The organism is Rossellomorea vietnamensis NBRC 101237 (assembly GCF_001591825.1).
GTDB classification, from domain to species: domain Bacteria; phylum Bacillota; class Bacilli; order Bacillales; family Bacillaceae_B; genus Rossellomorea; species Rossellomorea vietnamensis.
The window spans coordinates 53,124-75,959 of the sequence record NZ_BCVQ01000003.1 but is presented as its reverse complement, the minus strand read 5'-3'; the positions used below and the strand labels follow the sequence as shown (position 1 = coordinate 75,959).

Genomic DNA, 22,836 nt, shown 5'->3' with positions numbered 1-22,836 from the left:
GAGGGATAATGATGCTTTGCAAATTCACCAAACCTTTATACTGTTGTAACCTTCCATTATTAATTCACAGTTACTATGAGGGTGCATTAAAAAATTGTCTGGAGGTTTTACATCATGCATCGCTCTCTCATGAAAACGGTTATTGTATCTGCGCTATCTCTTTCTACTATCCTGACGGTAGGATGGCAGGATCAAGATGCCGAGGCTGCCAATACTCAGGAACTTTCAATCGGTAAGAACCATTTACCTGAAACACGAGTCACACAACCATTAGCCAAGGGAGTGACGTATACAGATATTACAAGAGGGTATTATTCAGATAAATCGTACTATACGGTGGATGTAGCCTTTTTTGATACAAAAGAGCAAGCCCGGATCCTTATTCAAGATTTGAAGAAAAAAGGATACAAAGTGAAGCTTCATAAAGTAGAGAATAAATACTCGCAAAACACAGATGTCAAAGAGAAAACCATCGGATATGTGGTTCGTACCGGTGAATTCCAAGAAGAGAAAGCAGCGAATGATGTGGCTGATCAACTGAAAGCTCAAGGATTTGAGAAGGCTAAAGCTACTTATTCAGAATATGATGGAACAATGAATTCAACGGGGCCATGGAAAATTGATGTACTTGAGATCGATCCTGATGAATTTCAGGGTGAGCTGACGAATTCTTTGGCAAAGGGTACAATCACAGGTCGCGAAACCGTATCGTCCATGGCGGGTCGTACTGAAGCGTTAGCTGGAATGAATGGGAGATACTTTGTAGTAGGTTCAAAGGATGGAATCCCTGGTGATCCGGCAGGTATTTCAGTCGTAAACGGCCAGTTAGTAAGCGAAGCGATTGGAAGTCGTACAAGTCTCCTTCTTTCTGGTAACGAAGCAGAGATAGCCAATATCTCCACTTCATTGAAAGTCGAAACGGAAAGTGGCGAAAGCTCAGTGATTGATGGGATCAACCGTAAGCCGGGATTGATCCGCAGTTGCGGAGGGGTCGAGGACAAGGAAACCAATCAGCCGAAGCATGATGTGACATGTACGGATTCAGAAGAGATCATTGAATACAACGCATCTTTTGGTGGTGAAACGCCAATAGGGAATGGCTTCGAAGTCATACTGGATGAAAAAGGTAAAATTGTTGACATGTACTACGAGCGAGGTCACAGTATTCCTGAGAACGGCAGTGTGCTTTCAGCGACAGGAGCTCAGGCAGATTGGTTGAAGCAGAAGGTCTCAGAAGGAGAGACGTTATCAATCACAAGGAACGTATCAGCAGATGGAAAGCAGGTTAAGACTTCCTCTGATTTGGATATCATCGGTGGGGCACCTCAGCTGCTTGATGATGGCAAGATCGATATTAAGGCAAAAGAGGAAGGATTTGCATGGAGTCATGACTTCTTCTATCATTTTGCACAATATCGTCACCCAAGATCCTTTGCCGGCATTAAAGAAAACGGAAATATACTATTGGTTACTGTAGAAGGCCGTAACCCTGAAAAGAGCATTGGGGTCAGTTTCCATGAAAGTGCTCAAATCCTGCGATCTCTTGGAGCGGTTAAAGGAATGAATCTTGATGGCGGTGGCTCCTCAGCAATGGTGGTTCATGATCGACTTGTAAACAAACCGTCAGACGTCACTGGTGAACGCCCTGTGTCAGACGGCATCCTCGTTATGCCATAATGAAATTTCTAACGATAAAGCCAATCCATCGGTACACTGGTGGATTGGCTTTTAATATGGACTGATTTCTCAAAGGTCACTCTAGCGCCATTCCTTGAAAAAATCATTGTGATAATACCTGTTATTTGAAATAATTGGTATAAAAGATAATATGTCTCAACTCTAGTGGGGAGAAAAAAATGAACAAGTACGGCACAGAATTATTTAAGGGGTCAGCACCCTATTATTCAAAATACAGACCAATCTATCCATCTGCTTTAATCAGATTCCTAGTAAAAGAGTTCTCGTTAAACGGAGAACAGAACCTCCTGGACTTGGGTTGCGGGACGGGACATCTGACCATTCGGTTTTCAGATTGGTGCAAAAGAATTGTCGGGATCGACATGGAACCGGAAATGATTGAAGAAGCAAAACGGCTGCACGGAGAACTGAGGGTAGGAGAGATTCAGTGGTTCAATGGTACGTTGGAAGAATACAACCATTCCCATACATACCAACTTGTGACGATCGCCAAAGCCTTTCACTGGATGGACCGGGCAAAGGTGCTGGATGAATTATTTGACATCGTGACACCAGGCGGCGGGGTAGCGATCATAGACAACTACGAGCCCGATAAGTCATTGAAACCATGGCAAGAAAGGTTTAATGAACTGGTCCATAAATGGTATGGAAACGAGCGGAAAGCAGGGAACTCCACCTACACCCATCCCGTCACCCCTCACGAAGATATCATTTCTCAATCCAAGTTCAATCTTGAAAAACATATTCTGCCTACATACGAAATCACCTGGACGATCGAGTCGCTCCTCGGGAACCTTTACTCGACTTCCTATGGCTCGAAGCGTTTCCTTGGATCGGATGTACCGCTATTTGAACGGGAAGTGAGAGAGGCGATGCTTGATATGAGTGCATCGGGAGTGTTTAAAGAGGAGTCGAGGTTGTCGGTGAAGATGGGGAGGAAGGGGTAATTGTATGCGAAAACACACGATCAACCCATACAACTATTATTCTATTCAACCAAATAAGCAAAACGAATCGGCTAAAGTCAGCATCATCTATCACGGTTGGGGAGGCAGTGCTCTCGGGTACAGAGACCTGGCGGAAGAACTTGCCGGCGAAGGATTTAACGTAGTCGTTCCAGAAATCATCTATCACGATACACGACAGAAGCTTGCAGACCATTTTGAATCAAAAACCGTACAGGATTATTTCTGGGAAACGATCATGACGACGATTGATGAATTCCATGATTTTGTGAATACGTTAGGAATAGATAAAGAGAATGTCATCCTTATAGGCAGCTCAATGGGTGGCTGCATTGCTAATGGGATTTTCGCCCGTGAACCAATGGTTGAAGGATTGGTTAACATGAATGGGTCGGGCTCATTTGTTTTGACAGAGCGGCTTTTTAGAGAAAGAGACGGTCGTGGTGACATACCTGATCAGTTGAAAAAGCGTTTAATGGATTATGATCCTGTTGATAGCGAACCAGGTCTTTCTCCGGTTCTTCTCATGCACGGGGACAGTGATGCCATTATGCCGATTGAGGGACAAATGGATTATGATCGTTATCTGAAAGAGAATAGAAGACATGTAGATTTCCGTGTTTATGAGGGTGTAAATCATCAGATTACATCGGACATGATTGGGGATTTGATACGGTGGTTGAATGGCTTGTCGAAATGAAATTAAAAGCTGTATGTATGGACGTCATAGGCAGCTAAGGAATCATAACAGCTAATCATCTCCAGTTTTTAATAGGAGAAATAATATCTTTTGGAGAGACTATGGAAAAATACAGGGTGACGAAAATTAAAAATCTACTTGAGCATGAGGTGAATACGTTAGTACAAGAAAGTAAAGAAGAAGGTTTCCGCTTTGTTGAAAGACTTCTGAACGATTACCGAGAAGGAACCAATCGTTTCAATAAACAAGGTGAAGCTTTATACGGTATTTATGATGAGGAGAATGATTTCGTAGCGGTAGGTGGGCTGAATGTCGATCCATCTTCGGCTGAAACAGGTAGAGTAAGAAGGTTTTACGTGAAAAAGGAGCACAGAAATGAAGGGATAGGAACTCTTCTATTAAAGCAAATCATCTTTGATGCCAGACGCTCTTTCAATGTCTTGGTCCTCCATACAGATACCGAGAAAGCGGATCATTTCTATACATCGTTCGGTTTTACGAAAGGCGATCGGTATCCGAATGCTACGCATTATTTGGATATCAGTTAATTCGGAACACGAAAGGAGCGCAAAGCGATGAGCGATAAATGGCTGGAATGGGCGAAGCGGATACAGGCTTTATCTCAATCGGGTCTGGCCTTTTCCAAGAACGTTTATGATAAGGAAAGGTATGAAGAATTAAGGGCGATCAGCACGGAAATCATGCAGGAACATACCGGCTTGGAGATGACGAAGATAAAGGATTTGTTTGCGAACGAATCGGGCTATCAGACACCGAAAGTGGACGTGCGGGGTGTCGTCTTCAAAGACGATAAAATCCTGATGGTCAAAGAAAAAATCGATGACAAATGGGCATTGCCGGGTGGATTCTGTGACATCGGCCTGTCCCCCAGTGAGAACGTCGTAAAAGAAATAAGGGAAGAATCAGGATATGATGTCACCCCTGTAAAATTACTCGCACTGCTCGACTTGAACAAACATCCCCATCCCCCGCAGTCACACCATTACTACAAAATATTCATCCAATGCAGTATGACCGGCGGAGAAGCAAGAAACGGCGTCGAGACCAAAGGGATCGGATTTTTTGAAGAAGACAATTTGCCGGAGCTGTCTGTTGGAAGAAATACAGAATCGCAGATTAAGATGATGTTTGAATTTTTGAGGGATGGTGGGAAGGAAGCGGTGTATGATTGATCAGGTTTATATAGGGGCGTAGATAACCATGAGGGGGAGTGGCTGATGGCACGCTGTATCCATTGTAAAACAAACTTGTCTTGGTTTTATATTTTCAAGAGATTAATGATCGTGAAAAGACTTGATATGGAGTGCTCTCACTGCGGTCAGAAGCTGTATTTCACTTCACGTTCCAAGAAGATTTTGATGGGCATGACCGTGCTCATACCCGTGTTATTTGTGCTTGCATTCATCCTTGACTACATGGCTCTCTTCATGGTGTGGGTCATTGGGTATTTACTAGTGATGCCATGGTTCGTGACTGTAACCGATAATGACGAGCCATTATTTTAACAGATGGAGGTTGATCAAATGAGACGCATGCCGTTCGAACGACCAACAGAATATTATGATGAAAGACTTTTACCAATCGATGAGGAACTATGCTCATTGTTACAACAAAGAAAACAATTATCTCGTAACAATCCGGGTTATCCAAAACTCGAAGATATTGCAAAATGGGCAGAAAAGTATGATGTGTATGAGGACCTTTTAAGGTCGATCTTTGGGGTGCTGGAAAATGAAGAGGCTTTCAAGCCACACATTGAACCCGAAGACTTTCAAAAATATATACGCATTTTACAAGCGGTTGAAACAGAAGAATGTTTATATACCGTTCCGTTTATTAAGCAATATGCCAATGCCAGTGTGGTCCACTTGAACATCGATAAGGAGTATGATGAAAGCTATGAACGAGAGAGGTTTCATCGAAACAGCTTCTGGCACCTGGAGATAGGGGACCGCTATGATTGCCGGGTAACGGGTGGAGGCGGATCGCAGGAACATACCAGTTTTGACTTTATTGTCACTCCCAGGTTACCTGAAGACCTATCCGGCATGACCTTGACATTCAAAGAATATGGGACTCCTTTTAAAAAGAAGCCGACGGGACTTGACGTAACGTTCAATCTTTAAGCAGACAATTGCATGGAGGTTTTATTATCTGGTGGATGCAAAGTATCTTTAAATACTCGTGGAAAGTCATCGTGTTATATCTATTTTTCACCTTTTTTTTAGCAAACGGATTTATTATGGGATTTGACACCTGGGGCGATGGTCGATTTCAGTTCAGTGACATAGTGGCGCCATTGTGTTTCATTATTTCTATGATTCTATTATTGATTATAAGAAAGTTATCGATACGGGAATTTAATGAACAGTATTCGGATGCTTCAGAGGAAAAGTAGGAGAGTGGAGCGAATCATGAAACTTATTCCAACTAAATGGAAAACAAAGGGGTTTTTACATAAACGATGAAAAAAGCACTTGGGATAGTATTGATGCTTACTTGGATCACGTTGTTTTTTTACTATTTTAATATGATCATGCCGAAAAATATATTGTACTGGTTAGTGGCGCTGCCGGTTGTTTATTTTTCGTCGGCATTCATTTTAAGAAAGTGTGGAATTGAATTATGATGATTTGACCGCTGAAAGGTAGCGGACACTCATGGAACTGAAAAGACCGGATGCCATTTGTAGAGAACTTCCCTTAGCCGTTCCCTATGGACTTAAATCCATAGACCATATTAATTTCACTTCATCCTCTACCAACGAATCCCGGTATCCATGTGGATCGATCGTCTCTAAATTAAATCCCTTGCCGGAGTAAAAGGTACAAGCCGGGGCATTCACGTTTTGAGTTTCCACCATCAGTGTATGGTAGTCTCGTTGTTTTGACCAAAGGATGACCGCTTCAAGAAGCCTGCCACCAACGCCTTTGCCCCTGGCATCGGGCTGCACGCGCAAGTCCCATAAGGTCGCGGCGCCTTCTGTTTCTGGAGCCACGGCAGCGGCCCCTACGTACATGCCGTCTTCAATAGCGAGGAACAATCCCCATTCATCTAAGTCAAACTGCTTTGTCCAAGAGAGTGGATGACAATCCGGTAAGAGGTCATAGTCCTTCAAATAGGGGGAGCACGGCTTTTCGACCAACCGAAGCCCTCCCAGCCCGTTGTGAATGGGACAAACGTGTAGCTCGGTTGTCACTTCGTATGCAATTGAAACGGTTGCGTATTGGGGAAGCTTTGAACGGTCAATTTGTTGAATGTACATGGTGTCCTCCGAGTCTGTCTGATTATTCCTACCTGAGCCCGAACATCCCTTTCCCATCCTCCATACTGATCGGCAATGAAGAATGTTCGTGAGTGATCAGCCACGTATCCTTTACTTTTTCCAAGCAGAATGTAAAGCGGTTCGTCATCTGGCGAAGTTTCTCCCCCGATGTTTCTTTGTAGGCAGCATAAGTCACGGCACAATGGGCAAAAGCGAGATTGGCATTTTCCTCAATCACCACATCTTGAAAGTCGACTTTCAGTATTTCTTCTTCAGCCTTTAATCCGATGAACCATTCCGTCACATTCTCCTGCCATGAAGCAAGGCCGATACACTCCCATTTCCCCCAGCAGTCATAGATATGGACAGCGGGATCATAGATGGAGAGGAAGTTTTCGATATCTCTTTCGTGAATCGCATTTTTGTATTGTTCGAGCACATCCTGGACGTTCATTATCTCATCTCCTTTGATCTCATCTTTAACTATTTCAAGACATTGAGGTGAATTCTCTCCTAAAAGTATTCAGAATTTTCCTATCGTAAATGTTCACTCTGTATTAACATGAAAATAATATGGTAAACAACGAAAGAAGGAGAAATGATGACCACACAATTGAGCGATGACATGAGAGGGATCGAACAGCGGTTTAAAAAGGAAATCGAGCCCTATCGAACGGATCTCTGGCACTACTGCCATCGATTGACGAGATCCCAGTGGGATGCAGAGGACCTGGTGCAGGATACATTGTTTAAGTCCCTGGCCATGCTTGCCAAAATGCATCAGCCTGTAAAGATGAAATCATACTTATTTAAGATTGCGAGCAATCTGTGGATTGATCGTTATAGAAAAAATCCATATATTGTAGAGGTTTTGGAAGAGGAACTTCAGCCTGACCACACGTCAGCCATTGATCTTGAACTCATGGATCATCTCGAGTTTCTTATCCAGCATCTGACTCCCCATCAATATGTCTCACTCCTGCTCGCAGAGGCTTTCCGGTTCAAGGCGAGTGAGATTGCAGGCATGATATCGACGACGGAAGGGGCTGTGTATACCAATCTGACGAGGGCAAGATCGGTCCTTCGAAAAGCAAAGGGAGGGCAAATAAAATCGACACCCGTCCTTGATCTTGTCCCCAATGCGACGCTTCACACATTATTGACTGGTTTCAGAAATAAGGATCCCGAGTTGATTGCTTCAGTGTTGAGTGAAAATGTCACAGTCAATATCGTCCATGCCGGGATTGAAGTCGGCAGAGATGAAGCGAAGGGGAACTCCCTCAATGACTGGAAAGAAGTCGTCGATACCCAACATCAAATTGTGGTGGAATATAAAATGCTTTGGGGCAAGCCGGTCGTCGTCGAGATGGAGAAAAAGCCTGACGGAGACCTCTACCTCAATAATCTCCATTTAATCGAGACGGTTGGAACGGAGATCACCCACTGGGCTTTCTATTGTTTTTCGTGGGACTTGATGAAGCACGCGGCTGAAGAACTGCAGGTGAAATTGAACGCCACTTGTTTTTATCATATTTTTTAAATTTACCTGTAAGGTTTTGACCGTTTCCTGCGTTGTTATGTATGAAGACAATCCAAGGAAAAGGGAGCGGGGAATCAATGAAAAGTCCGATATTAAATCAAATCAATACGGTGTTCGTCCATGTCAGCAATCTGAAGGATTCCGTCCGATGGTACTCGAAGTTACTGGGCCAAGAGTATGACGTCGATCAGGTGGAGGATCCCGTCTATAACCTGACCATCAATCATTTTACCGGTCTTACTCTGGATGCAGGACCAGATGGTGTCATGAAAGAGGCTGGTCGTAGTAAGCATCCTCTCTTTAATTTCCACACTGAAAATATTGAAGAAGCTTATTCGTACGTAGAACAGCTGAACTATGAAATCGTCTCTGACATTACAAGGTTCGATGATTTTTCCTTTTTCGTCATTCAGGATCCCGATGGAAATCGGATAATGATTTGTACAGGATAAAGAAACGGGAATGCCCAAGATAGCGGGCATTCCTGTTTTTTATATGTTCAAATGGAGAACATGCTGAGGTCCTTTGGGTCCCACATATTCTTCGTCATGGTCGGTGAAGCCAGTCCTCAGGTAGAGACTGATGGCTGCCTGGTTCCGTTTGTTCACGCCGAGGACCACTTCGTCCGTCTCGGGAAGATTCTCCCTGATGAAACCTGGCAGCTGGTTGAGCCCCTCTTTGGCAATGCCTTGTCCCTGGTGTCTTGCATCAATAGAAAAAGAGGTTAAGAGTCTTGCTTTTGGATTGGACGAATATTTACGAAGCTTCTCCCCGTTCTCCAATGCAAAATAACCGACAGGGGTGTCATCACTCAGGATCACTATGTGGCGGGTGTCTGGCGAGATGGTGGGATTTTGGATTTTATCTAGGGGCAGGCTCGTGAATTGGAGCTGATCTTCCGGGAGATGGAAGTCCTTAAGTTGATGTTCATGGGTTTCGTTGTATACGGATAAAGTGATTGGCATGATGATTCCTCCGATTTAGCAGTATAAAGAAATTATAATTGATTTAGAAAATTGGGACAAATAATGATTGGAAGATAGTGGGGGATAAGATAAAATAAGAACATACGTTTGAATAGGGGGTTATTAGATGAATGCAATTCAATTAATCATACTCAATTTGGAAGAAGTGAGACGGAGAAGCGTAAAGCTTTGGTCTGGCATTCCGAAGGACTTTTTACATTGGAAACCGGATGAAGGGGCCATGTCTTGTATCGAGATGGTTCGTCATGTTTTAGAAAGTGAACATTATTATCATTTGGCATTAATCAATGGAGGGAGTTTAAGTGAATACGAATCACCCTTTTCAGGTAAGCCCTACATTTCAGTGGAAAATGAGTTGGAGCTTGCCGATCCGTTCAGAAAGAGTTTTTTGGAGTATGTATCGGGTTTAAACGAAGAATCTTTATCTGCTGTTAAGATTGATCGTTCCGATGTAGGATATGTGAGGGAAATGGGCGATATGCTGATGAGAATCGCTTATCACGAATCCGTTCACGCCGGTCAGTTATTGGATTACTTACGAACAGGCGGGATTGCGAGGGCGAATCTCTGGGATTAGGGGGGAGAATGGAATATGAATCATACGGAATATAAGACGGTTTGGAATCTCGACAGCATCTTCAATGGGGGAAGCGCATCACCTGAATTGGAAAATCATATGAATCAGACGAAAGCCAGGGTTTCCGAGCTGGAAGAACTCATGCAGAAAGTGACGCCAGTCCCGGAACAACTGGAGAATGTTCTTAAACGCCTCACGGAAATAAGGGTTAGGATATCACAAATAAGGTCATTTGCGATCTGCCTGCTTTCGGTAGATTCGAACGACCAGGGCGCCCAATTTTATAGAGGGGAAACGACTGCCCTTCAATCAAAATATGATTCTATGACGAGTGACTTGAAGAGAATGTTAGCTTCCATAGAGGAAATGGAATGGGGAAGTCTGCTTGCTTCAGAGAATCTCAAAGACTATCGCTTCATCCTGGGGGAGTGGCGAGAAGAAGCGGAACGGGAGCCTTCACGGGAAGTCTCGAATCTCATGGTAGACGGATACCATGCATGGGGACAATTCTATCAATCATTCATGAGCAGCATCAGGGTGCAGGTGAGGGGAGAGGAGCTTTCGGTTGGACAGGCCATCAATCTCCGCACGCATGCAGATGAGTCCGTCAGAAGGGAAGCCCATGAAGCGCTGGTGGCAAAATGGACCGAACACGAGGGACAGTTCGCCCAGATCCTGAATCATCTGACAGGCTTCAGATTGAATATGTATAAGAGCATGGGCGTCGAGGATGTTCTTCAGATTCCTCTTGCGCAAAACCGGATGAAGCCGGAAACGCTGGATGCGATGCTTTCGGTGATGGAGAAGTATAAAGAGCCGTTTTCGGAATACCTGAATGTGAAGGCAGGTATGGATGGCGATGCCAAAATGAAATCCTATCACTTCTGGTCTCCGATGAACCATGAACATCAAGGTATGGAGTACGGGGAAGCAGCAGCGTTAATAGAGGAACGGTTTCACGCGTTTGGGACCGAGATGGGAAGGTTTGCACAGACGGCATTCCATGAAGGATGGGTGGAAGCGGAAAACCGACCCGGTAAGTCGGCAGTTCCGATTTGTGCTGGGTTTCCCTTGACGGGGGAGTCGAGGGTGTTCATGACGTTTCCCGGCACATTTAAAGGTGTGCTGACCCTGGTACATGAATTAGGGCATGCCTTTCATAACCATGCAATGAAACAAGTGAACGGGATGAACAGGTCGTATCCCATGAATTTGGCGGAAACGGCGTCGACCTTTGCAGAGATGATCATCTTAGAGACCGCCATGGAGCAAGCGGAGACCGAAAAAGAGAAGCTGTTCCTGCTGGATGAGAAATTGAAGCGGAGCGTCATGAACTTCATGAACCTGCATGCGAGATTCTTTTTTGAGAAGAGGGTGCACGAAGAGCGGAGAAAAGGGTTCATACCGGCCGCACGCCTGAACGAGCTGATGGGGTCGGCTATGGAAGAGGGGTATGCGGGAGCCCTTGATGAGGTCCCGGTTCATTCATGGATATGGACGCCCCATTTTTATAAAACAGAGTCTCCTTTCTATAACTTTCCGTACACCTTTGGGTATTTACTGGCACTCCAACTTTTCGCCAGGGCGAAGGAAACAGGAGAAGGATTCGAGGACGATTACTTGGCTCTCCTTCGGGATTCAGGCAGCATGTCGGCAGAAGAACTCGTCATGAAGCATCTGGGGGAAGACATTACGAAGGAATCATTTTGGGAAAAAGGGATGGAGCTGTGCGTGAAGGATAGTGAGGAATTTGTAAGATTGGCAAGATCACAATGAAAAAGCTTCAACTGCTCATAGCGCTTCCATCGATTTTGGTATTAACTGTGGCTTTGTTTTTTCCTATCGATTTCCTCTTCTATCTATCCTTGGTCGGGGTCTTACTGGCCATGATGATCAAGCAATTCAGAAAACGTGGGCAGTTGTATGAAATGAAGCATCCAGACGGTGTGGATGAAGACGGTTTGGAAATCGATGTCAGCGGAGAAGAATAATAGTTGAAAGAAGGAGTAAATCCATGGATAAAATCGTACATACCATAGCCGATCGATTGACGAAGCAGGAAGGGAAAATGGTCATCGGCATCTCAGGGCACGGTGCTTCGGGTAAAACGACATTTGCGAAGAAACTGCAGACGCTGCTAGGAGAAGTCAATTATATCAACACCGATCCGTATATCGTGAGTTCGGCTGTCAGGAAGCATTCCTTCATAGAGTATAAATATAAGAACGAAAAGCATCAGTCCAAAATGACCGCATGTCATCCGGACGCCCATCATATATTCTCCCTTGACCGGGACATCAGGATGGTGAGAGAGGGAATGGATTTTTACACGTTGGACGTACCCTATGATCCAAGCCGGCCCATCTCTTCCCGAAACAACCTGACGATTGTAGAAGGGATGTCCGTCGCCTTCAGCAAACCAGATTTATACGATCTGAAAATCTATTTCTATACAGATGGGGAGACAGAGCTCATGAGAAGGGGCATCCGCGATGTGAACGAAAGAGGGATGGAAGTAGAATATCTACGGAAAACCCATGACGAGCGGAGGGTTCAATATGAAGTCTTTATGCATCCGAAGAGTGAGCATTTTGATGTAGTAGTGAGGAATTCGGATGAGGGGTATTGTATGGAGAAGAATTCTTTAATAATGAAAAATAATTGAGTCTAATGGTTTATTTTGACATAATTGGTATTAGTGAGATATACGATTAAGCGATGGGGTGGTGGAAGAGTTGAAGAGACCTATGGGTGTATCCCTAATTGGATATTTCTATGTGTTTGGAGCATTGGTGTTACTATTCACCGCCATTTTTTATCAGGCCGATGCTGACGTCATCAACATTTCGGAACGCTTTGGCGTATCGATCCTGCCTGAACGGATGATGAGAATAGTCTTGGCACTGTTTTCTCTGTTGATGGTGTATGGGTACATGAAGTTGAAAAGATGGGGATTCTGGTTGATCGTCTCGTACTCAGTGCTGTTTGGTGTGGTCAGTTCGGTTATCGCAACGATCCAGCCTCAGCAACCTTTTATAGGGAATGTTGTTTTTTCGGTGATTGTCTTAATCTATACGATTTATGTGAAAGGGGCATTTTTCACGACTGCTGAAAGAGATCAGGCTATATAAAATAAGGGGTATTAAGTATCGGGGGCTTATCGCAGAAGGTAGGCTCCTATTAATATAAGGGGGAAGTGTGATGACACAACAAACATACATACCGCCGAAACATATCGTTTCAGCGGCTACAATCGTTCTGAATGAAAACCGGGAAATTCTATTAATAAAGGGACCAAGGCGTGGTTGGGAAATGCCTGGCGGTCAGGTGGAAGAAGGAGAGTCGTTAAAGGATGCGGCGATCAGGGAGACGAAAGAGGAGACGGGCATTGATATAGAGGTGTTGGCTTTTTGCGGGGTATTTCAGAATGTGAAACGGTCCATCTGCAATACCTTATTTCTTGCAAAGCCTGTTGGAGGAGTACCGACTACTTCTTCTGAAAGTCTGGAGGTAGCATTTTTTCCGATTGACGAGGCGCTCAAAATGGTGACGCATTCGAATTTTAGAGAGCGGATCGAATGCTGTTTGGATGAGGAGCAGCATCCGTTTTTTGTGGAGTTTTAGAATCTAATCAATACTCAAAATCATTGTTATAACTGAAAATTGAAACTTTTTACAATCCCAATCGTAAGTATGAATAATACGAGGGGGAATCAAAATGAAAAAATTCTTCACAAGAACATCTTTAGTGACGGCCGTGATCCTTGCCGTTGCGATTTGGGTCGGGAGTCTTCTGTTCTCATTTTCTTTCGGGGAATGGAGCTTTTTCATCGGTCTTGGATTAACAGTGGGGCTTTTCTTTTTTAATAGCAGTGGCGGTGCGTTATCCAAAAACGCTACACTCGGAGCAAGTCAGGCAGGGTGGAAGATTCAGAAGGATAATGAGCTGAAATCCAATGTAGGATCGGTGTTTTATGGTGTCCTTTTGTTTACGGTTATTAGTTTTGTGGTGATGATGGTGACTTATTTTTAGACCGGAGTGACGGCATGATTTACTTTAAGGGTACCCCTGTTTTAAGAACAGATCGACTGAATCTTAGAAAGTTGTGCATGGACGATACGCAAAGAGCCTTTGATCAATGGCTATCTGATGAACGGATTTCCGATCATCGTGTCAGTCCTGCACACAAGACCATTGCTGAAACACATAAGCGAATGGAGAAGACTGTGGATGGTACGTTTCAAAAGAGTTTTGTCACTGGGGAATCGAACTCAAGGATGGCAATGACCTGATCGGAGAGATTGATTTATATGATTTTGATTCTTCTACAGGCAACTGTGAGGTCAGTTATTCCATTGGATATGACTGGTGGAATAAGGGGTACGGGACCGAGGCGTTGAAAGCCGTTGTGGAATTTGCCTTTATACACATGAATGTACACAAACTATCTGCAGCCCATAATACGGATAACCCCGCTTCAGGCAGGATTATGGGTAAAGCCGGAATGAAGCAGGAAGGCGTCATCCGGCATATGATCCGCAATGCAAAGGATCAGTATAAGGACTGTGCGGTGTATGGACTTCTGCGAGAAGAATATCTTCTCCAGAGGGGAGGGAACGTATGAAAAGGATAGCCATTGATATGGATGAAGTAATCGCTGATTTACATAAAAAGCACCTGAATCTATTTAATGAGAAATATAATGAGAGTTTGACTCCAGATGACTTACAGGGGACAAGACTATGGAAAATACGACCCGATGATGCCGATGACATCCTTTCGTATATAGATGATCCCGCTTTCTTCAGGGATTTGGAAGTGATGGAAGGGAGTCAGGACGTGATTAAAGAACTGAGTGAATCCTATGAAATTTACATCACGACTGCGGCAATGGAGCATCCTGCTTCTTTTACGGCAAAATACGAATGGCTAAAAGAACATTTCCCGTTTCTATCAGACTTGCAATTTGTATTCTGCGGGAACAAAAGCATCATTCATGCAGACTATTTAATAGACGACAGCCCAAGGCATTTTAAAGACTTTACGGGAGAGGGGATATTATTTTCAGCTCCTCATAACCGGTATGAGTCGGGATATGTACGCGTGGAAAATTGGTATGAAGTGAAAAGGTTCTTTTTATCATAAGTCCTGAATTTTTAATAAGGAGGAGTAAAGCATATGTTCAAGAAATTAGCCATCCTACTTATCCTGCTTTTCTCCTTTGGACAGACGGCTTATGCAAAGTCCTATAGCATCGATGAAGTACAGATCCGTGCGTGGATCCAGCCGAATGGGAATTTGCTGGTCAATGAATTGTTCACGTACACGTTTGATGGGAAGTACAAGAGTATCAGAAGGGCCGTCCATGAGGATAATCATGAGGGAGTGCAGTGGTTTAAAGCCTCTGAAGTGATTAATGATGAGGCGAAGCTTGGCTTCATCGAGGATGGGGATCTGCGTCAGCTTGATGTGAAGCGGGAGGATGGTACGTATCGTTCATCATTCCCCGTAGAGGACGCTACAAAGACCTTTTTATTTGCGTATGAACTGAAGGATGCCGTGAAATCGTATGATTCATACAGTGATGTAACGATTCCTTTTTTCGGAACAGATACTAATCATGATATTGATTTACATAATGTGACGATTGATTTCGTTTTTCCTGAAAAACTCGATCCTGCGGAGTATCATGCTTTCTTTCACGGTCCAAAGGGGAAGGTGGAAGAAGAGGGGCCAGAGGTGGTGCGCTTTACAACACCTGTTTCCGATATGTATTCCTTAACGGAAACCCGTGTGCTCTTCCCGTCTTCAATCATGAGTAAGCAGGAAAAGACCGCTGCTCCACAATCGTTGGAAGCGGCCATTCAGGAAGAAGAAGACCGGGTGGCCCTTGTCGCACAAAGGGAAACTCAAATGAAAACATACAATGATGTGTTGGGTGGGCTCGCAGTCATTCTTGGTGGAGCTTTATTCATCATGATGCTTGGCTTCTTGTTAGGCAGAATAAGAGGCAGTGGCAGAACGAGAGATGTGTTGGAAGCAGATCCTCTTCTTTTATATATGGTCCATAGGCGGGGGAAGTTCACCCACGGAGCCTTGATGGCAGGGTTGTACTCCCTGGTGGAAAGAGGGAAGGCGACGGTTCGCAGACAGAAAACGACGACCCGTTTTCTCAGCGATGCCCGATCACCGGATGAAACCTTGTTCTTTACCTTGACCTCTGAAGGTCACTTATCGACGATCGAAGAAAAGCTGGTGTCCTGGATTTTTAAAAGAAAAGGGAAGAACGGTTCAGCATCCTTTGCCATGACTGATCTTACCGGGGCGACAAAGAGTGAGAAAGACCTCAGCCGCCATGTGAAAAAGTATCATACGAAGGTCAAGACGCTAAAGGAACAGGAAAGAGAATGGTTTACCGAAGTGTTGAAGGAAGCCAAGGAAGCGGGACTCCTCCATGACTGCTGGTTCCACTTCATTACGAAACTCGCCCCTCTTTCCGTTGTAGTCGGAACTTTATGGGCCTATCATTTTGACATGCAGTCGACGTTTGCCATGTGGTTGTATGGAATCATTGGTTGTGGGTCCCTTCTATTCCGATGGTGGAAAAAAGAAAAGAAGTGGCCGGTACTTGTTTTTGGTGTTATTTCATTTTTTGCGGCTGCTCAAATCAAAGACGAAACCGCCATTGCTCTCCTGCTTTTATGCCTTTTTCTAACCTTGTTGCTATTATTTTTCGTCCCCCGCCATACACTGTCGGGAGCGGCACTTAATGTGAAAGCGGGGATTCGCCGATTCCGGAAACAGGTGAAGAGGGAAGGGTACCCTAAGGGGACGAGCGAGGAAATGGATGTGTGGATGATCCGGACACTCCTGTTTGAACGAAAGAGGAAACTGAAAAGGATGGCAAGCATGGAAGACAGTACGTTGTTTTCAGCCGCACCCCTGACTGCCCTCATCCTATCGGGACAGGACCCTCATGAGTTTTTGACGAATTCATGGAAGTGGAGCGGTCCCCCTCCGAGCATGTCTTCCGGTTCCTCTGATGGCGGATTTTCCGGAGGAGGATTTGACGGCGGCGGTGGTGGAGGTGCAGGTGCAGATTGACCATTAGCGGTTTACGAAAGGGGAAACGCCCATGTCAAAGGATAACTTGACACTTGTCATCATCCTGGGGATTTTGTCAACGATGGTGGGTTTTATTATGTTTTTCTTTAATGTTTATTTTGGAAGTGCCACTGCGGAGGCACAGTTTTTCAATAATGGTATTGGCGGTCCAGAATATTACAATGTTATTTTAAAAGGGTATATCAATACCTATTTGGTGGGAGGAAGCATCTTATTTGTGGTGGGCGTGTTGGCTATTGTCTTAGGGTATCATCAGCTTCAATTGAAAAAAGTCAGTGACTCACATCTGGATGAAAGCATTGAGGATCGGGAGGAAGAAATGTGATAACAACGAAAGAGAAAACCATAAAAGAAATCATCTTCGTCACTACCAACAAAGGGAAAATTGCATCTGCTCAAAAGGAGTTAACGAACATAAAGGTGTTACCGATCGAGGCGGAATTAAGTGAACCGAGAAGTGATGATATCAAGGAAATAGCAAAACAAAAGGTGTTGCAGGCATACTCTATCGTAAAACAACCATGCATTGCCCTGGATTCCGGCTTTTTCATCTCGGCATTGAATGGTTTCCCGAGGGCATATGTGAATCATATGCTGGACACGATCGGCATCGAAGGGATTTTAAAGCTGATGCATGGGGAGGAGAATAGAGCCTGTGAATTCAGGTCCTGTCTGGCTTACTATGACGGGGAGGAAATGAGATTCTTTGAGAGCAGATCTCCCGGCGTCATCTCGGAAAAAATACGAGGATCCGAGAATGTGAATAGCTGGTCCGATCTTTGGTATATCTTTATTCCGCGCCATTTTCAAAAAACGATGGCTGAGTTTGATGAAGGTGATTTCATTGAATACAACCGGGTAAAAGAGGATTCGGGTATGAAGAAGTTTGGGGAATGGTATTCGGGTTCACGGTAGGGGGATAGGGATGATTATTGGTTTGGTAATAGTGGCTATTACTCTACTCATTATTGGGTTTTTGACACCCGTCGGTTCAGTCATGACTTTACTGGTTTCTGCGATTCTATTTGTAGTGGCATTGGTGCTTTCTTTTAGAAAAAAGAGGAGTCATTAACCAACAAAGGCGAGATCCTAATGAGGATCCCGCCTTTTATTATTATTCTACAAACGAAAGCCTCACAGGTTTCACATAATCCATACTCGCCCGGTACAATGTAATCTCCCCTGAGGGAGGCTTCGGATCATTGGAGTGACTTTGAAAGTTTTCATTTAACCCGATGGTCCATTCCGCTTCTCCATCATTCATAAGGACGATGGCAATCGTGCCGAATTGGACAACATTGTCCCAGCTATACTGGCTGGATTTTCCGTTGTAGTCAATGGAAATGCCCTTCGGTGTGCTGTCAATACTGACATCGTTTCCTTTCCATTGTCCCTGAATCGTGGGTCCTACATAAGTATACGAAATAGCTGAATCCCTTGCGCCGTATGTACCGATGTACTGGTGGATGCTGTTGTCCGAGGCCCGATAGGTCAATGCCGCAATGTCATTTTCAACACTTCAGCTTGAATTCCCCTTGTGTTTCGTAGGGTAGGACTTCTTTCGGTCGGGCGAAGATACGGTAATAGGTTCTGTAATAGACGGCTTCCCCCGTTTTTCTGTCTTCTTTTAAAACGAACTGATTTTTCATGTCTGGTGAAAAGCTTACAATCTGCTTTGTTTGCTGACTTTGGTTCATGATGAGTCCCCCTTGAAGGAGGATAAGAATACCTGCTGTCACGTATGAGACGATCTTCCACACTTTTGGAATGGGAAAGAGGAGGAAGATAGAAACGACCATGCCCGCTACGATCAGGATATTGAAGGCATAGAACAGGCGATGGTCGATGTATTCCAATTCATATGATGCATGGAGGAAGAGGTACCCCATCTGGAAAATGAACAGAGCGATGGATAAGATAAAAAGTATCCGTCCTGCTATTTTCTTATTCATCAGGCTGTACCTCCTCCTGGAATGACCAGGTCCGTCCCTGATCTTCTGAGATGAATTTCCCTTTTACTTTTCCGCCTTCATAATCACCGTTCGGACCTTGATTGACATAGACGGCCAGGTGATTTTCTTCCTTGAAGGGTACCTCCGCTATCACAAAGATCCTTTTATACTGATCCGGGACCTCCATCGTTGCCTTGCTCCACGATTTTCCTCCGTCCTGTGTGACATGCAGGTCCGGTTCTTCCGGGTTCAGGATGCCGAAGGAGAGGAAGCCGGTGTTTTCGTCGACAAAGCCCCCGTCATAGATGAGCCGGGTGATGTCAGGTCGGGGCATCTCTTTCCACGTCTTTCCGCCGTCTTTCGATAAGTAGACCGTGATCATTTCCTGTGACATGGTCCGATCGGCAGAGAGGATCACATAGCAGAAGGATTCATTGAGAAAGCCGACCTTCCTGAAACGGATGGGCGGAGAAGCCGGTGTGACTTTGGCATCTTCCCATGTCTCCCCTTTGTCCTTTGAATAGAGCAAGTGGATGCTTTTATCGACGGAATAATCACGTGCATATAAGAAGGCAGCAAGATCTTCTGTCAGGATATAGCTATCCGGAATCAGCTCGTCCTCACTCCCGGAATACTCCCCTTGGAATAAATTTTCCTTATCCACAGGAACTTGAATCCACTTTTCTCCATTGCTGTAGGTGATCTGCAGCTGATCCTGTTGAAGCGAATATCCTACAGGTGCCGTTTCGTCCACCGATTGAAGTGGTGGGGGACCGGGATCACGTATTTCCGGCGTCAACGGTTGACTTACATTAGGCTCTTTTTCAAAAAAGTACGTGCCTGCGATGATTCCGATGACCATCAGACAAGCCGTCCCGATCATGAAGTATTTCACATTACCAGACTCCTTTGGTTATATTTTCTATTTTAACATGAGGAAAGGATTGAATAGGATAACATATTTTGGAATAATAAAAGGGAGGAGGGATGGTATGAAAATGCATGCCTATCTTATACGCTTGTCGTTTTCCATCATGATCATCTTTGGGGGGACGCTTGCGATTGTTTATATAAAAACGGGAGATCTTCTTGTGTATCATCTGATCGCAACGTGTGTTGGAGTGGTTCTCCTATTAACTTCTTGGATGTGGAGAACAAGGAACAAGGTAAAAGAGGGGGAAATGGTATGATTGTTTGGCTGAATGTCGGCAGCCTGGTGCTTGGGCTTCTGGCGTGGACACTACCGTTCGTCACATATAGAAAAGATCAACTGACCCTTGCCGTCATGAGCATGGGAGCGTGCGCCCTGTCTCTTTCCTTCCAGATTTTCTATCACCATCATCTGGTCAAAATCGGGGACTGGTCGGCAATCATGGATACATCGGGAGCCATGGCGTTCGCTTCTGCCGTGCTGATCATCGTCACGATTCTAATAAATGCGTTGACACTAATGCGAGAGAAGAAAGGAGTGGCAGCATGACTTCCAATGAAAACGTGAAGGTATGTGCCAACGGACATACCTATGTAAAAAAGAGTGATTGCCCGACCTGTCCAGTTTGTGAAAAAGAACGGAAACCTGACACCGGATTTCTATCGATACTCTCAGGACCGGCGAGAAGAGCGTTGGAGAATAACGGGATCACGACGCTTGAAGAACTGGCTGGATTCAGTGAGAAGGAGGTTCTTGCTTTTCATGGGATGGGACCGTCTTCGATACCGAAGCTTCGGAAGGCGCTTGGGGAGAAGGGTTTGGGGTTTAAAGAGGAGAGGTGAGGGGAGATGGAGGTTATACATAGACGGAGCGAAGGTATGCAAGACTACCGATCTCTAAGTGTACGTGAGATCAGGCAGGGCCGATAAATAGACGGAAAAACTCCGCCTAATTAGTCATTACTAGATGAAAAGTGCTGAAATAGACGGAAAGATTCCGACTATTAATCTTAAAAGAAAAAAAATAGGTGATTTTTCTGTGCGTAAGCGGAAAAGCTCCGCTTATTTACCCCAAAAATAAGTTCCATTCTGAAAGTAACCGGAAAAACTCCGCTTAATTTATTTTGGCCCATTTTTCTATTTATTAGATTAAGATGAAACGTATCACAAGTATGGGAGAAACTCACAAAAGTACTAAGGCGAGTTCTCCTTTTTACACCCTATATCATCTCAAGACAGAACAGTTTATAAAATGCCTCGAAGCTTATTTATTTCGTCTTCTTTCCATGGAACACCATTGCATTCCCCAGTACTTTTTTGTTCAGCAGAAGTTTGGGTAAGTCCAAAACTTCGGTTAGTTTCTCCTGTTTCAGTTCAACTGTATCAGTCAGGTCCGCTACCAACACTGCCCGCTCACCAAACGCAGCCTCATCCAGGAAAAGGTCCATAAAGACAAAGGTACCACCGGGCTTTAACACTCTCAAAGCTTCTCTCATAACGTCCGTTTTATTATGGCAATCTTTCACTTCATGAAACGTGAGGCAGCTGACAACGACATCGAATTCCGCGTCCCGGAACGGTAGCTTTGAGGCACTTGCTTTCAAAAACTGAATTCGATCTGCAACCCCTTCGATTTCAGCGTTTTCTTCGCATTGAGTTTTTGAATATTCCCAGTTCTCTCCCCAGTAGTCGATGCCGGTCAACGAGGAGCCTGGGAACACTTTTGCGAGCTTGATGATCAGAGAGCCGCTGCCTGTACCGATATCAAGAATTTTTCCACCATCATTTTCTACTCTTGAGACAATGACATCATGAATCTTCGACTGGTAATTTCCGCCGAATCCTGAGAATTGATAAATAGAGTAAGAGAGGATAAAGACGATATAAAGAAACGGTACCGCCAGCATTCCTGATAGGACGCGCAGAAAAATGTGGATGGGGAAGAATGCGATCATCAGAAAAAGAAGGGATATCCCCAGGAAAATAAGAAGTTTATTCATTCGAATCCACGTTTGATACTTTGGTTTGGTTCTCAATCCATTCCCCGTCCTTAACATTTAAAATGAGTTTGTTATTATTATAAGGGAATAGACATTGTAAAAGAAGGTGCTCAAGTGGATATCAGACACTTAAAATATTTTATAGAGGTAACGAGATTCAAAAGTTTCACCCGTGCGGCGGATCATTTGTTTGTGACCCAGCCGACGATCAGTAAGATGATCCGGAACCTTGAGGACGAGCTCGGAGTGGAGCTGTTCGACCGTTCCCGGAAGCAGCTTGTACTGACGGATGCGGGACGGGCGATTTTGACGCAGGCCCAGACGATCGATAAGGCGTTCGAGAATGTTCAGCATGAGCTTGATGATCTGATCGGTTTGCAGCGGGGGCATATCCGCATTGGTTTGCCGCCGATCATGGATGCGGGTCAATTCATCAAGGTCCTGGGTGAGTTCCATGCGCTCTATCCGGGCATCACGTTTCAGCTGATTGAGAACGGGACGAAGAGGATTGAAGAGGATATCCTTGCCGATCAGCTGGATGTCGGGGTCGGAGTGCTTCCCGCAGCAGAAGAGGATTTTCATCATTTTTCCTTTATGAAAGAAGAATTGAGGATCGTGGTTCCGAAGACACACCGATTAGCGGACAGGAAGCAAGTGAAATTAATGGAGCTCGAGGATGAGCAGCTCATTCTTTTTAACAAGGACTTCGCGTTAAATGACCGGATCCGTGAGGCGTGTAAAGAAGCCGGCTTTCTTCCGAAAGTGGTATCAGAAAGCTCTCAATGGGATTTCATCGGGAAAATGATTGAGGCTAAGCTTGGGATTTCGATCCTGCCTTACAGCGTGTATGAACAGTTGAAGGAGGACTTGGTTTCCATCAGGGTCGTGAAGCCCGTCATCGAGTGGGACCTCGCCATCATTTGGAGGAAAAATCAATACTTATCGTATGCCACGAAAGAGTGGCTCACCTTTACCCAGGAACGATTGATGGGGAGCATTTCCGAATGAGGAATGCTCTTTTTTTTTCCCCGATTTAAGAAAAATGGGTATTGATACCATCCAATTGTAAGCCGTTG

At 44.6% G+C, this 22,836-nt stretch carries 33 protein-coding genes; 26 read left to right on the top strand and 7 right to left on the bottom strand.

The features are described 5' to 3' along the window. The first annotated feature begins 114 nt into the window (after positions 1-114). The 7 genes from BVI01S_RS02515 (at position 115) to BVI01S_RS02485 (ending at position 5,510) form a co-directional block, all read left to right on the top strand. Positions 115-1,677 carry a phosphodiester glycosidase family protein gene (locus BVI01S_RS02515; protein WP_061809114.1) on the top strand — a complete coding sequence of 521 codons (1,563 nt, stop codon included), beginning with the start codon at positions 115-117 and terminating at the stop codon, positions 1,675-1,677. 179 nt (positions 1,678-1,856) lie between these two features. Further along, complete coding sequence (locus BVI01S_RS02510) at positions 1,857-2,645, top strand: class I SAM-dependent methyltransferase (protein ID WP_061809113.1); 789 nt, start codon at positions 1,857-1,859, stop codon at positions 2,643-2,645. Between the two features lie 4 nt (positions 2,646-2,649). Beyond that, complete coding sequence (locus BVI01S_RS02505) at positions 2,650-3,363, top strand: alpha/beta hydrolase (protein ID WP_061809112.1); 714 nt, start codon at positions 2,650-2,652, stop codon at positions 3,361-3,363. A gap of 116 nt (positions 3,364-3,479) precedes the next feature. Next, positions 3,480-3,911, top strand: coding sequence for a GNAT family N-acetyltransferase (locus BVI01S_RS02500; protein ID WP_439951093.1), 432 nt, complete (start codon positions 3,480-3,482; stop codon positions 3,909-3,911). Between the two features lie 27 nt (positions 3,912-3,938). Next, the gene (locus tag BVI01S_RS02495) at positions 3,939-4,556 is read left to right on the top strand and encodes an NUDIX hydrolase (protein ID WP_034761476.1); all 618 of its coding nucleotides are present in this window, start codon (positions 3,939-3,941) and stop codon (positions 4,554-4,556) included. A gap of 45 nt (positions 4,557-4,601) precedes the next feature. Further along, positions 4,602-4,889 (top strand): TIGR04104 family putative zinc finger protein, encoded by a 288-nt coding sequence (locus BVI01S_RS02490; protein WP_034761477.1) that lies wholly within the window; start codon positions 4,602-4,604, stop codon positions 4,887-4,889. A gap of 18 nt (positions 4,890-4,907) precedes the next feature. After that, positions 4,908-5,510: a hypothetical protein gene (locus BVI01S_RS02485; RefSeq protein ID WP_034761479.1), complete on the top strand. Its 603-nt coding sequence runs from the start codon at positions 4,908-4,910 to the stop codon at positions 5,508-5,510. Positions 5,511-6,097: 587 nt separating this feature from the next. Here BVI01S_RS02485 and BVI01S_RS02475 read toward each other — a convergent pair. Next, entirely contained in the window at positions 6,098-6,649 is a 552-nt protein-coding gene (locus BVI01S_RS02475; protein ID WP_051758366.1) for a GNAT family N-acetyltransferase, read from the bottom strand. Between the two features lie 28 nt (positions 6,650-6,677). Further along, positions 6,678-7,103 (bottom strand): YybH family protein, encoded by a 426-nt coding sequence (locus tag BVI01S_RS02470; protein WP_034761481.1) that lies wholly within the window; start codon positions 7,101-7,103, stop codon positions 6,678-6,680. A 144-nt stretch (positions 7,104-7,247) separates the two neighbouring features. Here BVI01S_RS02470 and BVI01S_RS02465 point away from each other — a divergent pair, with 144 nt between their 5' ends. Further along, complete coding sequence (locus BVI01S_RS02465; RefSeq protein WP_082197445.1) at positions 7,248-8,189, top strand: RNA polymerase sigma factor; 942 nt, start codon at positions 7,248-7,250, stop codon at positions 8,187-8,189. A 77-nt stretch (positions 8,190-8,266) separates the two neighbouring features. After that, complete coding sequence (locus BVI01S_RS02460; protein ID WP_034761484.1) at positions 8,267-8,641, top strand: VOC family protein; 375 nt, start codon at positions 8,267-8,269, stop codon at positions 8,639-8,641. 39 nt (positions 8,642-8,680) lie between these two features. On the opposite strand, the gene BVI01S_RS02455 is transcribed toward BVI01S_RS02460, so the two are convergent. Continuing rightward, positions 8,681-9,154 carry a GNAT family N-acetyltransferase gene (locus tag BVI01S_RS02455; RefSeq protein WP_034761487.1) on the bottom strand — a complete coding sequence of 158 codons (474 nt, stop codon included), beginning with the start codon at positions 9,152-9,154 and terminating at the stop codon, positions 8,681-8,683. Between the two features lie 127 nt (positions 9,155-9,281). Between BVI01S_RS02455 and BVI01S_RS02450 the strand changes: the two genes are divergently transcribed. The 13 genes from BVI01S_RS02450 to BVI01S_RS02395 all read left to right on the top strand — a co-directional run bounded on the left by BVI01S_RS02450 (position 9,282) and on the right by BVI01S_RS02395 (position 17,793). Continuing rightward, entirely contained in the window at positions 9,282-9,752 is a 471-nt protein-coding gene (locus BVI01S_RS02450; protein ID WP_034761488.1) for a DinB family protein, read from the top strand. 15 nt (positions 9,753-9,767) lie between these two features. Further along, positions 9,768-11,528 (top strand): M3 family oligoendopeptidase, encoded by a 1,761-nt coding sequence (locus tag BVI01S_RS02445; protein WP_061809110.1) that lies wholly within the window; start codon positions 9,768-9,770, stop codon positions 11,526-11,528. After that, on the top strand, positions 11,525-11,743 hold the full coding sequence (locus tag BVI01S_RS02440; RefSeq protein ID WP_061809109.1) for a hypothetical protein: 219 nt from the start codon (positions 11,525-11,527) through the stop codon (positions 11,741-11,743). The genes BVI01S_RS02445 and BVI01S_RS02440 overlap by 4 nt, the downstream gene beginning before the upstream one ends. A 23-nt stretch (positions 11,744-11,766) precedes the next feature. Beyond that, complete coding sequence (locus BVI01S_RS02435) at positions 11,767-12,417, top strand: uridine kinase family protein (protein ID WP_061809108.1); 651 nt, start codon at positions 11,767-11,769, stop codon at positions 12,415-12,417. A 70-nt stretch (positions 12,418-12,487) separates the two neighbouring features. Next, on the top strand, positions 12,488-12,883 hold the full coding sequence (locus BVI01S_RS02430) for a hypothetical protein (RefSeq protein WP_061809107.1): 396 nt from the start codon (positions 12,488-12,490) through the stop codon (positions 12,881-12,883). 70 nt (positions 12,884-12,953) lie between these two features. Then, positions 12,954-13,376, top strand: a complete 423-nt coding sequence (locus BVI01S_RS02425) for an NUDIX hydrolase (RefSeq protein WP_061809106.1) — start codon at positions 12,954-12,956, stop codon at positions 13,374-13,376. A 94-nt stretch (positions 13,377-13,470) separates the two neighbouring features. Further along, entirely contained in the window at positions 13,471-13,785 is a 315-nt protein-coding gene (locus BVI01S_RS02420; RefSeq protein WP_244886842.1) for a hypothetical protein, read from the top strand. 14 nt (positions 13,786-13,799) lie between these two features. Then, positions 13,800-14,045, top strand: coding sequence for a GNAT family N-acetyltransferase (locus BVI01S_RS22845; RefSeq protein ID WP_244886840.1), 246 nt, complete (start codon positions 13,800-13,802; stop codon positions 14,043-14,045). Next, entirely contained in the window at positions 14,018-14,377 is a 360-nt protein-coding gene (locus BVI01S_RS22840) for a GNAT family N-acetyltransferase (RefSeq protein ID WP_369690871.1), read from the top strand. The genes BVI01S_RS22845 and BVI01S_RS22840 overlap by 28 nt, the downstream gene beginning before the upstream one ends. Beyond that, the gene (locus tag BVI01S_RS02410; RefSeq protein ID WP_061809104.1) at positions 14,374-14,898 is read left to right on the top strand and encodes a 5' nucleotidase, NT5C type; all 525 of its coding nucleotides are present in this window, start codon (positions 14,374-14,376) and stop codon (positions 14,896-14,898) included. Before BVI01S_RS22840 ends, BVI01S_RS02410 begins: the two co-directional genes overlap by 4 nt. Before the next feature lie 33 nt (positions 14,899-14,931). Then, entirely contained in the window at positions 14,932-16,857 is a 1,926-nt protein-coding gene (locus tag BVI01S_RS02405) for a DUF2207 domain-containing protein (RefSeq protein ID WP_061809103.1), read from the top strand. Between the two features lie 31 nt (positions 16,858-16,888). Continuing rightward, entirely contained in the window at positions 16,889-17,203 is a 315-nt protein-coding gene (locus BVI01S_RS02400; protein WP_061809102.1) for a hypothetical protein, read from the top strand. Further along, entirely contained in the window at positions 17,200-17,793 is a 594-nt protein-coding gene (locus BVI01S_RS02395) for a non-canonical purine NTP pyrophosphatase (RefSeq protein WP_244886838.1), read from the top strand. The genes BVI01S_RS02400 and BVI01S_RS02395 overlap by 4 nt, the downstream gene beginning before the upstream one ends. A 199-nt stretch (positions 17,794-17,992) precedes the next feature. Here BVI01S_RS02395 and BVI01S_RS02390 read toward each other — a convergent pair whose 3' ends face one another. The 3 genes from BVI01S_RS02390 to BVI01S_RS02380 are packed head-to-tail and all read right to left on the bottom strand — an operon-like array spanning position 17,993 to position 19,725. After that, on the bottom strand, positions 17,993-18,373 hold the full coding sequence (locus tag BVI01S_RS02390) for a hypothetical protein (protein WP_061809101.1): 381 nt from the start codon (positions 18,371-18,373) through the stop codon (positions 17,993-17,995). Positions 18,374-18,389: 16 nt separating this feature from the next. Further along, entirely contained in the window at positions 18,390-18,830 is a 441-nt protein-coding gene (locus BVI01S_RS02385; RefSeq protein ID WP_061809100.1) for a hypothetical protein, read from the bottom strand. Then, a complete protein-coding gene (locus BVI01S_RS02380; protein WP_061809099.1) occupies positions 18,823-19,725 on the bottom strand; it encodes a WD40/YVTN/BNR-like repeat-containing protein in 903 nt (300 codons plus the stop codon). The genes BVI01S_RS02385 and BVI01S_RS02380 overlap by 8 nt, the downstream gene beginning before the upstream one ends. Positions 19,726-19,822: 97 nt before the next feature. Here BVI01S_RS02380 and BVI01S_RS02375 point away from each other — a divergent pair, with 97 nt between their 5' ends. Genes BVI01S_RS02375 through BVI01S_RS02365 form a run of 3 tightly spaced genes read left to right on the top strand, consistent with a single transcriptional unit; the run spans position 19,823 to position 20,603 of the window. Then, positions 19,823-20,020, top strand: coding sequence for a hypothetical protein (locus tag BVI01S_RS02375; protein ID WP_061809098.1), 198 nt, complete (start codon positions 19,823-19,825; stop codon positions 20,018-20,020). Further along, positions 20,017-20,310, top strand: coding sequence for a hypothetical protein (locus BVI01S_RS02370; protein ID WP_061809097.1), 294 nt, complete (start codon positions 20,017-20,019; stop codon positions 20,308-20,310). Before BVI01S_RS02375 ends, BVI01S_RS02370 begins: the two co-directional genes overlap by 4 nt. Continuing rightward, a complete protein-coding gene (locus BVI01S_RS02365) occupies positions 20,307-20,603 on the top strand; it encodes an RNA polymerase alpha subunit C-terminal domain-containing protein (protein ID WP_061809096.1) in 297 nt (98 codons plus the stop codon). Before BVI01S_RS02370 ends, BVI01S_RS02365 begins: the two co-directional genes overlap by 4 nt. Before the next feature lie 425 nt (positions 20,604-21,028). Here the strand turns inward: BVI01S_RS02365 and BVI01S_RS02360 are convergent, their stop codons facing one another. Further along, the gene (locus tag BVI01S_RS02360; RefSeq protein ID WP_082804649.1) at positions 21,029-21,760 is read right to left on the bottom strand and encodes a class I SAM-dependent methyltransferase; all 732 of its coding nucleotides are present in this window, start codon (positions 21,758-21,760) and stop codon (positions 21,029-21,031) included. Positions 21,761-21,874: 114 nt separating this feature from the next. On the opposite strand from BVI01S_RS02360, the gene cidR reads away from it, so the two are divergent. Then, positions 21,875-22,768, top strand: a complete 894-nt coding sequence (gene cidR, locus BVI01S_RS02355; RefSeq protein WP_061809094.1) for a cidABC operon transcriptional activator CidR — start codon at positions 21,875-21,877, stop codon at positions 22,766-22,768. Positions 22,769-22,836: the final 68 nt, after the last annotated feature.